This is a genomic window from Buttiauxella cochleicola (assembly GCF_021282435.1).
Classification (GTDB): Bacteria; Pseudomonadota; Gammaproteobacteria; order Enterobacterales; family Enterobacteriaceae; genus Buttiauxella; species Buttiauxella massiliensis.
The window spans coordinates 334,961-348,400 of the sequence record NZ_JAJSOT010000004.1 but is presented as its reverse complement, the minus strand read 5'-3'; the positions used below and the strand labels follow the sequence as shown (position 1 = coordinate 348,400).

Here is a 13,440-nt window from a genome sequence, read left to right as displayed (position 1 = left end):
AACTTGAAACTAGTAAAGCAGACGAGCGCGAATAGTGCCTGGAATCGCCTTCATAGATTTCAGTGCAGCTTCAGCAACATCTTCTTCAGCATCCACATCAATAACTACATAACCCATTTGCGGAGTGGTTTGCAGGTACTGAGCGGCAATGTTGATGCCTTGCTCGGCAAAAATCTGGTTCAGCGCGGTCAAAATGCCCGGGCGGTTTTCGTGAATGTGCAGCAAACGGCTGGTGCTTCCACCGTGCAATGGCAGGGAAACCTCAGGGAAGTTCACCGCAGACAATGTTGAACCGTTGTCAGAGTATTTTGCCAGCTTGCCAGCGACTTCCAGACCGATGTTTTCCTGCGCTTCCTGGGTAGAGCCACCAATGTGCGGAGTCAGGATCACGTTATCAAATTCACACAGTGGTGAGTTAAACGGATCGCTGTTAGTCGCAGGCTCAGTTGGGAACACATCGATTGCCGCGCCAGACAGGTGTTTACGCGCCAGCGCATCACACAGTGCTGGAATATCTACCACGGTGCCACGTGCGTCATTGATGAGCAGCGCGCCCGGCTTCATTAGTGCCAGTTCATTGGCGCCAATCATATTTTTAGTGGAAGCATTTTCAGGCACATGCAGGCTGACTACGTCGCTCATATTGAGCAAATCGGACAAGTGCTGCACCTGAGTGGCATTGCCTAGCGGCAGTTTGTTTTCGATATCGTAGAAGAAAACGTTCATGCCAAGCGCTTCAGCCAAAATACCCAACTGAGTCCCGATATGGCCGTAACCAATGATGCCGAGTTTCTTGCCGCGCGCTTCATAAGAACCCACAGCCACTTTATTCCACACACCACGATGTGCTTTAGCATTAGCTTCTGGCACACCACGAATCAGCAGCAACAGTTGGCCAATAACCAGTTCAGCAACAGAACGCGTGTTGGAGAACGGGGCATTAAACACTGGCACGCCGCGTTTAGCCGCAGCATTAAGGTCAACCTGGTTAGTACCGATGCAGAAACAGCCCACAGCCACCAGCTTTTCAGCTGCAGCCAGAACATCTTCAGTTAAGTTAGTGCGGGAACGCAGACCAATGAAATGCGCATCACGGATCGACTCTTTAAGGGCTTCGCTGTCCAGCGCGCCTTTGTGGTATTCAATGTTGGTATAGCCTGCTGCGCGAAGGTTATCCACGGCTTTCTGGTGTACGCCTTCCACCAGCAGGAATTTAATCTTGTCTTTATCCAGTGATACTTTTGCCATTTCCCGACCCTATTTTTAGAACTGATGTTGTGCTGTGTGATAAGACACCCTTCTGCCAAAATATCAAAAAATACGGGCGGGGCAATATAAACGATTGCGCACTCATCTGGTCAAAAAAGGAATAAGCCATAACAGGCAGCAGAAAATGCTAAGTAGAAGAGAGAACCAGGAATGAAAAGTAGACAGTTGTTAATAATGTGACATATGTCACCAAATTTGGCGTTAGATTATTTTGTCATTTTTTATTCGGGTATGGGGCGCTTGTCACGCCCCAACCAGATCATTTCACAATGGTTTTCACGCCATCGGCAGTACCAATCAACGCAACATCCGCGCCACGGTTAGCAAACAGGCCGACAGTCACGACACCAGGTATGCCGTTAATCGCATTTTCCAATGCAATTGGCTCGGCAATGCTCAGGCCATAAACATCAAGAATAATGTTGCCGTTATCGGTCACCACGCCCTGGCGGTATTCAGGGCGACCGCCCAGTTTGACCAGTTGGCGAGCCACACAGCTACGCGCCATTGGAATAACCTCAACCGGCAGCGGGAAGTTACCGAGGATACCCACCTGCTTAGACGCATCAGCGATACAGATAAACTTTTCCGCCACAGACGCGATGATTTTTTCGCGGGTAAGAGCGGCACCACCGCCTTTGATCATTTGCATCTGGCCATTGATCTCGTCTGCGCCATCAACGTAGATGCCCAGTGAGTCAACTTCGTTAAGATCGTAAACCGTGATACCAAGGCTTTTCAATTTGGCGGTAGAAGCGTCGGAGCTAGAAACAGCACCATCAATTTGATGCTTGATAGTCCCGAGAGCATCAATAAAGTGTGCGGCCGTTGAACCGGTACCCACACCAACGATCGTGCCTGGTTGCACGTATTGTAATGCTGCCCAGCCAACTGCTTTTTTCAGTTCATCCTGCGTCATGGTTTTTTGCCTGTGCTGTGAAAACTGACGCGCATTATAGAGCAAGCTTCAAAAAAATGTCCTGCGATTGCCGTAATACTCAGGCGAACTTTGCGGTTTTGGTCTGGATCAGCGGCAAATTTATGTCATAGTGCTGGGATAACAAAAACAGGAGTTAGCTAACAACAATGAAACGCCCGGACTATAGAACACTACAGGCGCTGGATGCAGTCATTCGTGAACGTGGATTTGAGCGCGCGGCACAAAAGCTCTGCATTACTCAATCCGCCGTTTCACAGCGTATCAAGCAACTGGAAAATATGTTCGGCCAACCATTGTTAGTGCGCACCGTGCCACCTCGTCCAACCGAGCAAGGACAAAAGCTATTGGCGTTATTGCGCCAGGTGGAATTGCTTGAAGAAGAGTGGTTGGGCGATGAACAAACGGGTTCCACACCACTCCTGCTGTCACTTGCGGTCAACGCCGACAGTCTGGCAACCTGGTTACTGCCAGCGCTCGCTCCTGTTCTTGCAGACTCCCCTATCCGCCTGAATCTTCAGGTTGAAGATGAAACCCGAACGCAAGAACGCCTGCGTCGTGGTGAAGTAGTCGGTGCGGTGTCCATTCAGCCACAGCCGCTGCCAAGCTGCCTGGTCGACAGACTGGGTGCGTTAGATTATCTGTTTGTCGGTTCGAAAGATTTTGCCGCTCGCTATTTCCCGAACGGCGTCACACGTTCTGCCCTGCTAAAAGCGCCAGCGGTGGCGTTTGACCATCTCGACGATATGCACCAGGCGTTCTTGCAGCAAAACTTCGATTTGTCACCAGGCAGCGTACCGTGCCATATCGTTAACTCGTCGGAAGCCTTCGTACAACTGGCGCGCCAGGGCACCACATGCTGCATGATTCCGCATCTGCAAATTGAAAGAGAGATTAACAGCGGCGAGCTGATTGACCTGACGCCGGGCCTGATGCAGCGTCGAATGTTGTACTGGCACCGCTTCGCGCCTGAAAGCCGCATGATGCGCAATGTCACCGATGCACTTCTCGAGTACGGGCATAAAGTTCTACGACAGGACGCAGAATAGAAGAAGGCCGCTAATATTTAGCGGCCTTCTTGTTTTGTCGGGTGACGCTGCGCTTATCCGACCTACATTTTTGCAGTTTTGTAGGGTGGATAAGCGCAAACGGCATCTACCATTTATTGTGCTGGCTGCTCGCTCTTAGCGCGTTCCAGCTCAAATACCACATCAACCTGATCATCAAACTGAATAGTTTGCTGATCGTAGGTATCCTGGGCCGATACTGGTGGAGCGGCGTCAGCTTTCATCATCCGCACCATCGGTGCTGGCTGGTAGTTAGAGACGTGGTAACGCACGCTATAGACTGGGCCCAACTTGCTGCTAAAGCCTTCGGCCAGCAGTTTTGCCTGGCGAACGGCATCGTCGATTGCGGCTTTACGCGCTTTGTCTTTGTATGCTTCCGGGTTCGCAACACCCAGAGAAACAGAACGAATTTCGTTAAGACCTGCTTTTAATGCGCCATCAAGCAACTCGTTCATTTTGTCGAGTTTACGCAGCGTGACATCCACCTGACGCACGGCAATGTAGCCTTTAAGCTGCGTTTTACCATCCTTCAGGTATTCATATTCTGGCTGAGTACGAAGATTGGCAGCATTGATGTCTTTCTTCTCGATGCCACTTTGCTGCAAGAATGTCAGGTATTGTGCAACACGATCGTCAGCCTGTTTTTTAGCTGATGCAGCATCTTTGGCTGACACATTGACTTCGATTGCGAGCTTAGCAATGTCAGGAACAGCATCCACGCTTGCGGTGCCGGATGTCACGACATGTGGGCCATTTGGCAACTCATCGGCCAACGCCGGAACCGAACCTAATCCCACTAAAGCGGCTAATGCCAGGGTTTTAAACTTCACTGTAATTCCTCCATGCTACATTCCACTGTCATTACGCCCGCAAAATACACGGACGTCTGGCAGCAAGCTTAGCCTGGAATAGTCAGTTGTCTATCAGATAAAGGCTAATTAGCCTATCAGGGTAGTGATATGGCGTACGCCATCTGCCGCCAGTTGTAAGGCAATAACCCACATCACCAGGCCAACCACGCCATTAATAATGCGCTGAGCTTTCGCGGTACGCAGACGCGGCGCCAGCCATGCCGCCAGCAGTGCCAGGCCGTAAAACCACAGGATAGACGCACTCACGGTACCTAATGCAAACCAGCGTTTTGGTTCATCAGCCAGTTGCCCGCCGAGACTCCCCAGCACCACAAAAGTGTCCAGATAAACATGCGGATTAAGCCAGGTCACCGCCAGCACGGTGGCAATAATTTTCCAGCGCCCTTGCTTCATAACCTCAGCTGACGCCAGCTCAACGCTGCTACTCATCGCGGTACGCAATGCGCCCCAGCCATACCAAATGAGGAATGCCACACCGCCCCATGTGACGATAGCCAGCAGCCATGGCGACTGCATCAGCAGCGCGCTACCGCCAAATATCCCACCGCAAATCAGCAGTACATCGCTAATTGCACAGAGGGAGGCAATCATCAGATGATACTGGCGGCGAATGCCCTGGTTCATCACAAACGCATTTTGTGGTCCCAGCGGCAGGATTAACGCAGCACCCAATGTAAGACCTTGAAAAAAATAAGATAACACGATGATTCACTCTTTAATGTTCAGCAATTAAAGAGGAGTGTAATGGGGAAAAATTATTAGAGGAAATGGATAATTTTAATGGTTTATAAGTATTACTAATGAAGAATGGGCCAGCCTGAACTGGCCCCAGAAAATCACTGTTACGCAGCCTCTTTCACGCGTTTGAAATTCACATCCATTTGCGGATAAGGGAAGCTGATTCCCTGTGCATCAAACTCGCGTTTAACGCGTTCCAGCACATCCCAATAGACGTTTTGCAGGTCACCGCTGTTGCTCCAGGCACGCACCACAAAGTTAATGGCTGACGGCCCAAGCTCATTAAGACGCACGGTGATTTCGCGGTCTTTCAGCACGCGCTCATCGCTGTTGATGATATCTGTCAGGATTTGCTTCACCTGGTCGATATCCGAATCGTACGCCACGCCGATGATAAATTCGTTGCGGCGCACCGGTTCGCGGGAGAAGTTAATAATATTGCCGGCGATGATTTTGCCGTTTGGCACCACAACGATTTTGCCGTCCACTGTGCGCAAAGTGGTGGAGAAAATCTGCACGTTCAGCACGGTTCCGGCGATACCGCCGAGATCGACATATTCACCCGCGCGGAATGGACGGAAAGTCACCAGCAACACGCCTGCCGCCAGGTTAGAAAGCGAACCTTGTAACGCCAGACCAATGGCTAAACCTGCGGCACCGAGTACCGCGATAACGGAAGCAGTCTGCACGCCAACGCGCCCGAGCGCAGCAATTAACGTAAATGCGATGATGCCGTAACGCACCAGAGCGGAAAGGAAATCAGCTACCGTCGCATCAATACCACGCGCCAACATCACACGGTTAATCGTATTGGAAACCACGCGAGCCACGATCATCCCGACGATGATTATCGCAATCGCCGCCACAATGTTGACCGCATAGCTCAGCAGTAACGCCTGGTTGCGTACCAGCCAGCCTCCAGCATTATTAATACTGTCTACTACGTTGAGATCTTCCATTCACGGTTCCTTGTCATTACTGAAATTTGCGCCTGAAAGGCACAACAGAGACTTTAAAGGGTAAACAAAACAAGCGAATGTGCCAAGTTAGTCACAAATTTGGCCGAAAAAAACCCGCACGAGGCGGGTTCAGGAGAGTGAATAAATGCAGCGAGGTATCAGATCGAGTGCGTAAAGGTGCGAGAAATCACATCCTGTTGCTGTTCTCGCGTCAGAGCATTAAAACGCACCGCATAGCCGGAAACGCGGATGGTCAGCGTCGGGTAGTTTTCCGGATGCTCAACGGCATCAAGCAGCATTTCCCTGTTCATGACGTTTACATTCAGATGCTGGCCGCCTTCAGTTCGCACATCGTGATGGAAATAACCATCCAGCAATCCTACCAGGTTTAACTGGCGCACGGCGTCATCACGCCCTAATGCCGCAGGAACAATCGAGAAGGTGTAAGAGATACCATCTTTGGCGTAACTGAACGGCAGTTTGGCGACCGACGTTAATGAAGCCACAGCACCTTTCCGATCCCGCCCGTGCATTGGGTTCGCACCTGGTGCAAATGGCATTCCGGCACGGCGACCATCTGGCGTGTTACCCGTTTTTTGCCCATACACCACGTTCGAGGTGATCGTCAGGATCGACTGAGTCGGCACCGCGTTACGATAAGTTGGCAGCGCCTGGATCTTCTTCATAAAGCGCTCAACCAGATCGCAGGCAATGACATCAACACGATCGTCATTATTGCCGTATTGCGGGTACTCGCCTTCAATAACGAAATCAACCGCCAGCCCGTTCTGATCGCGCACCGGTTTCACCGTCGCGTATTTGATTGCGGAAAGCGAATCCACCGCCACCGAGAGCCCGGCAATACCACATGCCATTGTGCGATAAACATCCCGGTCGTGCAGCGCCATCAGCGAGGCTTCGTAGCTGTATTTATCATGCATATAGTGGATGAGATTAAGCGCCGTGATGTATTGCGCCGCCAGCCAATCCATAAAGTGGTCGAGGCTGCTCATCACCGTTTCATAATCCAGAACATCGTCCAACAACATTGGCATTTTTGGGCCGACCTGGATTTTCAGTTTTTCGTCCATCCCGCCGTTGATGCAATACAGCAAAGTTTTGGCGAGGTTGGCGCGTGCACCAAAAAACTGCATCTGTTTGCCGATAACCATCGGGCTAACGCAGCAAGCAATCGCGTAGTCGTCGCTCTCAAAATCGCAGCGCATCAGGTCGTCGTTTTCATATTGCAGCGATGACGTTTCGATGGAAACTTTAGCTGCATACACTTTGAATGGTTTCGGCAGCGCTTCCGACCACAAAATGGTCAGATTCGGTTCAGGCGCAGGCCCCATGGTGTAAAGCGTGTTCAGGTAGCGATAGGCATTTTTGGTGACCAGCGTGCGCCCGTCTAAACCCATCCCGCCGATCACTTCTGTCGCCCAGATAGGGTCGCCGGAAAACAGCGAGTCGAACTCTGGCGTACGCAAGAAGCGCACCATACGGATCTTCATAATGAAATGATCGACCAGCTCTTGAGCCTGCAACTCAGTCAGCAATCCCGATTTCAGATCGCGTTCAATATAAATATCAATAAACGTGGTGGTGCGGCCCAGTGACATCGCTCCACCATTTTGCGATTTCACCGCAGCCAGATAAGCAAAATAGAGCCATTGCAGCGCTTCTTGTGCATTGTTGGCAGGGCGTGAAATATCAAAGCCATAGTTCGCCGCCATCTCCTGGATTTGTAACAGTGCGCGGCGGTGTTCAGACAACTCTTCGCGCAGGCGTATCACGGCCTCCAGGTTTTCACCGCGCTCAAGCTGGCCCTGTAGATCGGCAAACTGCAATTCACGCTCGCGTACCAAATACGCAATCCCGTAAAGCGCCACACGGCGGTAATCACCGATGATACGTCCACGCCCGTAACCGTCCGGTAAGCCGGTCAACACTCCCGATTTACGGCAACGCAGGATATCCGGTGAATAAACGTCAAATACGCCCTGGTTATGGGTTTTACGCAGTGAGGTGAACTGGTATTCGAAGTCTGCATCCATTTCACGACCATAAGCTTCGAATGAGCTTTTGATCATATTGATGCCGCCATACGGATGGAGGGCACGCTTCAGCGGTTTATCGGTTTGCAAACCAACAATTTTTTCACGCTCTTTGAGAATATAGCCCGGTGCATGGGCGGTAATCGTGGTGGCAATATTGGTATCGAAATCCACCGGGGCATGGGTGGCATTTTCGATACGAATACCGTCCATGACCTTTTCCCACAGCGCCGTGGTTGCAGGAGTGGCTCCCGCTAAAAATGATTCATCGCCTTCATACGGGGTGTAGTTATGCTGGATAAAGTCCCGCACATTAATACTTGTTTTCCATTCATCGCCCGAGAATTGCTGCCAGGCACGGGAATAATTATCGCTGGTAATATTAATATCGACTTTCATTACTTCATTCCTTTAAAGCATATTATTAATTCAGGCATATTCTGCGAGGCGGCTTTCTTGACCTAATTGCAGGGCATCAAGCGCAATCATTTTCTCTTCGTTAGTCGGAATAACAGCGCAAATAATTGCTGAACTATCGCTGGAAATAATTCGTTGTCCGATTCGGTTAGGCTGGTTATTTCTTTCAGTATCCAGTTCAATCCCAAATACCCGTAACCGTTCTGAAACCAGTCGGCGAATAAGAATGGAGTTTTCACCAATGCCACCGGTAAAAATAACGCCATTAAAACTTTCTAATGCCGCGGCATGCGCGCCAATGGTTCGGGCGATTCGATGAACAAAGGTTTTAATCGCCAATTGCGCCTGTTCATTGCCTTCGTGCCAGGCTTTTTCCAGGGTGCGTAAATCAGATGACAAACCTGAAAGACCTAATAACCCGGACTCTTTATTGGCGACCTGTTCCATGTCATCCAGCGATTGCCCGGTCTGGCGGGCAAGCCAGGCCATAGCGCCGAAATCCACATCGCCGCAGCGCGTGCCCATAATCAGCCCTTCGAGCGGCGTCATGCCCATCGACGTATCAACGCTTTCGCCATTCTGCACCGCGCAAACCGAAGCGCCATTTCCTAAGTGAGCAATCACCAACCCCGATTTTGCTGACTCCAGGCCGGGAAGTTCGCTCGCCTGCTGGGAAACGTAGCGATGCGAAGTGCCGTGGAAGCCGTAACGACGCACCCCGTATTCTTCAAAATAGCGATACGGCAAACCGTATAAATACGCTTCAGGTTTCAGCGTTTGATGGAAGCTGGTATCAAATACCGCCACCTGCGGAACGCCAGGGAAACGCGCCCGCGCCGATTCCACCCCATGCAAATTGGCGTAATTATGTAACGGCGCCAAAGGTGAAACCTGGCGAATTTTTTCTATAACGTCATCGGTAATTAATACCGACTCGCTAAATAAAGAACCACCGTGAGCAATACGGTGGCCAACAAAGGCCACACTATCAATTAAATGACGTTTCTCAAGTTCCGCAGATATTACAGCAAGTGCCTCTTCATAATTCTGGTGAGCCAGAATAACTGGCTCTCCATCATTAATCGTTAAAAATGCACGCTCGGTATTAATACCTTCGCAAATTCCCGATAAAAGCACATCGCAAGTTTCTGCATCTAACACTGAAAACTTAACCGAAGAAGAACCACAGTTAATCGTCAACACTACCGGGTATTCATTCATTTTTAAATTCCACTCGTCCTGAGTAAGTAATTAGATAAGCTTGTAGACAATATTAAGAATGGTCAGCAAACCAATTACTGTGACAAAAATGTTTTCGGTTCTGCCTTTATATTTCGCCAGCGCAGGGGTTTTGCGAATGGCATACATTGGCAGCAGGCAAAGAAGAGAGGCAATTATCGGCGCACCCATAGCTTCAATCAAATCGAGGATGTTCGGGTTGGCATAAGCCACAACCCAGGTCGACCCCATAATAAAGACCATACTGATGAGATTGAGTTTGCCCCCGGAGACTTTGGTTTTATCGCCCTTAAAGCCAAACTTAAGAACCAGACCGTTAAGCCCTTCGAGTGTGCCGAGATAGTGGCCGAAGAAGGATTTGAAGATTGCGACCAGGGCAATAATAGACGCACCATACTCAAGCGTAGTGGCGAAGGTAGACTTCGAACCTGACATCGATGAGAAGTGGTTTGCCAGATAAGAAAGCACCGGAATGTTTTGCGCTTTTGCTTCGGCCATATTTTGCGGTGAAAGCGTGAATAAGCAGCTGAAGGCGAAGAACATTACAACAGCCACCATCAACATGCTGGCACGGGAGATAATTTTCGAGCATTTGTCTTCGGTGTACTGCCTGCCGAAGTCCTTCTCATACTCTTCGCGTTTGGAAACCACAAACGAAGAGACAATCGGTGAGAAGTTAAAGGAGAAAACCATGATGGAAATACCGAGCCATACGGTCACAAGAATGCCGTCACTGCCGGTAAACGAAATATCGCTGAGACTCACCTGATCGATAACCGCAGAGTTCCAGTAAGGGATCAGCGAGACGGAAATCAGGATTAGGCAGGCAATGAACGGGAACACCAGATAGCTCATGACTTTGACCATCAGGTCTTTGCCAAAATAGATAACAAAAGCCATCAACAGCAGCAGGAACAGCGCCACCACACCGCGGTTTAGCGGCATGAGTTGCAGCTGGTTTTCCCAGAAAGTCATAAAGGTGTTGGTAATCGTAACGCCGTAAATCCACAGCAACGGGCAAATGGCAAAGAAGTACAGGAAGGTAATGACCACACCACCTGTCTTACCAAAATGCTCTTCTACCGTTTCGGTAATATTTCCAGAAGGGTTGCTGCCCGACAGACACAGGCGTGCTAATGCGCGGTGGCAATAAAATGCAATGGGATAAGCCAGGAATAGCATGATCAATATTGGAATTAAACCGCCGTAGCCTGCACGGATCGGGAAGAATAAAACCCCGGCACCGATTGCGGTGCCAAATAAGCCTAATGTCCAGGTGGTGTCAGATTTGCGCCATTGCGATACAGCTTTTTGGCCAATAAGGGTTGCATCAGTATTACTCATAATAGAGTTCCTTTAATAATTCAATATCCGTTATATTTCGGGTTACACATTTATTATCCTGAGTGCAACCCGAATTAGTTGGCTATATCAAATATCTGCTGATCCTGTGATTTGCGAAACACGCGAGAGATCGATATTTCCGCCGGAGATAATGCTTACTGTTTTACGGCCTTTAATATAATGATCCAACTTGCCACTCAATAAAGCTGCAGTGGCCAGTGCGCCAGCGCCTTCAGTAACAACTTTATTGCGTTGGATTAGCGCCACCATACTGTTACGAATTTCATCTTCACTGACCAATACAATATCGGTAACTAATTTCTTCACGATTTCATAAGTTATTCTACCAGGACGGGAAACATCACAACCATCGGCTAATGTCCCTGAAGTACGGTGTGCCATCAGCTCACCTTTATAAAACGATGCGGCCATACCATGCACATTTTCAGCCTGCACACCGATAATATTAATTGTCGGGTTGATTGATTTAATCGCCAACGCAATACCTGCGATTAATCCACCACCGCCAATCGGCACGATAACGTTATCTACATCATATAAATCTTCAAGAATCTCGAGGCCGATGGTGCCTTGCCCGGCAATAACATGTTCATCATCGTACGGCGGTATGAAGATACGCCCTTCCATCTCAACAATCTCGCTAACCTTAGCGATGGTGTCGTTGAAGTTATCACCATGCATCACTACCTGTGCTGAGTAATCGGTAGTTGCTGCCACTTTAGATTTCGGTGCACCGTTAGGCATCACCACCTTGCCATTGATTCCCAGAATAGCGCAGGAAAGTGAAACCCCTTGCGCGTGGTTGCCAGCAGAGCAAGCCACTACCCCTTTTTTTCTCTCTTCTTCAGTTAAGGAGCTAAGTTTATTAAAAGCACCACGTATTTTAAATGAACCTGTACGCTGCATATTTTCAAATTTCAAAAATATCTCGCCCTTGCAGCATTCGCTGAGATAATTAGAACGGGGCATTCCTGTTTTATATATATATCCAGCGAGTCTTTTCTTCGCTTCAAGAACATCAATAATAGTAACAGGAAGTTCATAGTCGATATGCATGTTGACCTCAACATTAAAAAGCTAAAACAATACAGGAGGTGACGGATTATTAGATCAATCACCTTGAATGAGTTATATGTTTATCAATTAATTGAATTAGGCTAAGCAACTTCAGTTAATTTATTAAATTGAAACTGGCTACGCAATGAATGTTTTTTGGCAAGCTCAACTAATGTGGCAGCAGATCTATTAATTCGATAATTCTTAGACCAAACGGCTGCATAACGTGCGACAGGTAATTTATCTTCAACCGGAATTTTAATAAATTGATTTGACCCAAATGGAGAAATCATATCGCGTGGAATAACAGTGAGGAAACCAGCATTGAGTACCAGATTATAAATTGTGACTACTGAGTCCGTTTTTACGATGTTCTCGCTTTTAATATTGTTCTTTTTCAGTGTTGTCAAAAGCTCGCTGTAATATCCCATTTCCGTTTGTGGCAAAACCCATTGCTCATGGCTTAATGCGCTAAGCGTGGTTGTCCCTTTCACTACCCGCGTTCGGTCGGCAACCAAAACAAATTCTGACTCGAACAAGGGTTCAATGTGCAAATCTTGAAGCAGCATTTCGTCGCTCAATGTGCCAATCGCAAAGTCCAGGCGACCATCACGGATAGCGGGCAAGAAAGAGGAAAGCTGGGCTTCGAACATTGAAACCTGTGCCTGTGGGAAAAGCTGTTTAAACTCTTTCATCATGCCAGGCAAAAAAGTAAAACCGATAAGCGACGGGTAGCCAAACGACACATCCACAACGCTATTGCCTACCATACGATTCATTTCACTACACATATTACGTAATTCACGGGTGATGGTTTCTGCGTGAGTCAGCAATACTTTCCCTGCTTCAGTTAATTTAACGCCGGTATTTTTTCTAATAATAAGCTCAAGGCCGAAATAGCTTTCCATCTCACTTATAATTTTACTGACGGCAGGTTGGGTCAGGCTCAATTGCTTGGCCGCAGAACCAAATGATCCACTCCTCACCACTTCCTGAAAAACAAGCAGGTGTTGTGTCTTGGGTAAGGTATTATTGTCCATGTGAATCTGCGCCTATTAACGTTCCATGCAGCAGATCATATCGAATTATGTATGAGTTGTAGTGTGCAGTGACTCACAATTACCAGAGCGTTAATCGTACGCAAAGCAAACAAACAAATTTAATCCTTTAAAATCAATATATTGAATATTCACCATTTGCCTTTTACATGACTAAGGTCAACCTTAGCTGGAGTAATAAAATAAAGTTATGGTGATAATAAAATCGTATCTGTACAAATAACTCCCACTTTTATAGTTACTTATAATAAAACTAAAATAATCTCATAAAGTTGCTGAAATAAATAACGCTCAGAAAGATCTCGCATCAGAAAATAGTGTTTCTATTATCAGTTTATTTCAAATCAAAATGCTGGTTATTTAAGCTAAGGCTGAAAATAAAATTTTCTTTAGGGTACAAAAAAGCCCG

Annotated in this window: 11 protein-coding genes; 1 reads left to right on the top strand and 10 read right to left on the bottom strand. The window is 48.1% G+C overall.

Annotated elements, in window-relative coordinates; all coding sequences use genetic code 11:
- Positions 1-9 precede the first annotated feature (9 nt).
- Both serA and rpiA read right to left on the bottom strand, forming a co-directional pair.
- A complete protein-coding gene (gene serA, locus LVQ77_RS12485) occupies positions 10-1,248 on the bottom strand; it encodes a phosphoglycerate dehydrogenase (RefSeq protein ID WP_151993178.1) in 1,239 nt (412 codons plus the stop codon).
- Positions 1,249-1,528: 280 nt separating this feature from the next.
- A complete protein-coding gene (rpiA, locus tag LVQ77_RS12480; RefSeq protein WP_232864553.1) occupies positions 1,529-2,188 on the bottom strand; it encodes a ribose-5-phosphate isomerase RpiA in 660 nt (219 codons plus the stop codon).
- Positions 2,189-2,355: 167 nt separating this feature from the next.
- Between rpiA and argP the strand changes: the two genes are divergently transcribed.
- Positions 2,356-3,255 (top strand): DNA-binding transcriptional regulator ArgP, encoded by a 900-nt coding sequence (argP, locus tag LVQ77_RS12475; RefSeq protein WP_064513636.1) that lies wholly within the window; start codon positions 2,356-2,358, stop codon positions 3,253-3,255.
- A gap of 113 nt (positions 3,256-3,368) precedes the next feature.
- On the opposite strand, the gene LVQ77_RS12470 is transcribed toward argP, so the two are convergent.
- The 8 genes from LVQ77_RS12470 to tdcA all read right to left on the bottom strand — a co-directional run bounded on the left by LVQ77_RS12470 (position 3,369) and on the right by tdcA (position 13,013).
- Positions 3,369-4,103, bottom strand: a complete 735-nt coding sequence (locus LVQ77_RS12470) for an oxidative stress defense protein (protein ID WP_151993177.1) — start codon at positions 4,101-4,103, stop codon at positions 3,369-3,371.
- Positions 4,104-4,211: 108 nt separating this feature from the next.
- Positions 4,212-4,847 (bottom strand): arginine exporter ArgO, encoded by a 636-nt coding sequence (gene argO / locus LVQ77_RS12465; protein WP_232904566.1) that lies wholly within the window; start codon positions 4,845-4,847, stop codon positions 4,212-4,214.
- 140 nt (positions 4,848-4,987) lie between these two features.
- On the bottom strand, positions 4,988-5,842 hold the full coding sequence (mscS, locus tag LVQ77_RS12460) for a small-conductance mechanosensitive channel MscS (protein ID WP_151993175.1): 855 nt from the start codon (positions 5,840-5,842) through the stop codon (positions 4,988-4,990).
- Between the two features lie 158 nt (positions 5,843-6,000).
- The gene (gene pflB / locus LVQ77_RS12455) at positions 6,001-8,295 is read right to left on the bottom strand and encodes a formate C-acetyltransferase (protein ID WP_232904565.1); all 2,295 of its coding nucleotides are present in this window, start codon (positions 8,293-8,295) and stop codon (positions 6,001-6,003) included.
- 30 nt (positions 8,296-8,325) lie between these two features.
- Complete coding sequence (gene tdcD / locus LVQ77_RS12450; protein ID WP_232904564.1) at positions 8,326-9,534, bottom strand: propionate kinase; 1,209 nt, start codon at positions 9,532-9,534, stop codon at positions 8,326-8,328.
- Positions 9,535-9,564: 30 nt separating this feature from the next.
- Entirely contained in the window at positions 9,565-10,896 is a 1,332-nt protein-coding gene (tdcC, locus tag LVQ77_RS12445; RefSeq protein WP_151993172.1) for a threonine/serine transporter TdcC, read from the bottom strand.
- A gap of 87 nt (positions 10,897-10,983) precedes the next feature.
- Positions 10,984-11,973, bottom strand: coding sequence for a bifunctional threonine ammonia-lyase/L-serine ammonia-lyase TdcB (tdcB, locus tag LVQ77_RS12440; RefSeq protein WP_064513651.1), 990 nt, complete (start codon positions 11,971-11,973; stop codon positions 10,984-10,986).
- A gap of 101 nt (positions 11,974-12,074) precedes the next feature.
- Positions 12,075-13,013: a transcriptional regulator TdcA gene (tdcA, locus tag LVQ77_RS12435; RefSeq protein ID WP_232904563.1), complete on the bottom strand. Its 939-nt coding sequence runs from the start codon at positions 13,011-13,013 to the stop codon at positions 12,075-12,077.
- Between the last annotated feature and the right edge of the window lie 427 nt (positions 13,014-13,440).

Excerpts from the sequence above, each read along its gene's own strand:
- argP (WP_064513636.1), top strand. The coding sequence starts at position 2,356 with ATGAAACGCCCGGACTATAGAACACTACAGGCGCTGGATGCAGTCATT.
- tdcA (WP_232904563.1), bottom strand. The coding sequence starts at position 13,013 with ATGGACAATAATACCTTACCCAAGACACAACACCTGCTTGTTTTTCAG.
- rpiA (WP_232864553.1), bottom strand. The coding sequence starts at position 2,188 with ATGACGCAGGATGAACTGAAAAAAGCAGTTGGCTGGGCAGCATTACAA.
- serA (WP_151993178.1), bottom strand. The coding sequence starts at position 1,248 with ATGGCAAAAGTATCACTGGATAAAGACAAGATTAAATTCCTGCTGGTG.
- tdcD (WP_232904564.1), bottom strand. The coding sequence starts at position 9,534 with ATGAATGAATACCCGGTAGTGTTGACGATTAACTGTGGTTCTTCTTCG.
- mscS (WP_151993175.1), bottom strand. The coding sequence starts at position 5,842 with ATGGAAGATCTCAACGTAGTAGACAGTATTAATAATGCTGGAGGCTGG.
- tdcC (WP_151993172.1), bottom strand. The coding sequence starts at position 10,896 with ATGAGTAATACTGATGCAACCCTTATTGGCCAAAAAGCTGTATCGCAA.
- tdcB (WP_064513651.1), bottom strand. The coding sequence starts at position 11,973 with ATGCATATCGACTATGAACTTCCTGTTACTATTATTGATGTTCTTGAA.
- pflB (WP_232904565.1), bottom strand. The coding sequence starts at position 8,295 with ATGAAAGTCGATATTAATATTACCAGCGATAATTATTCCCGTGCCTGG.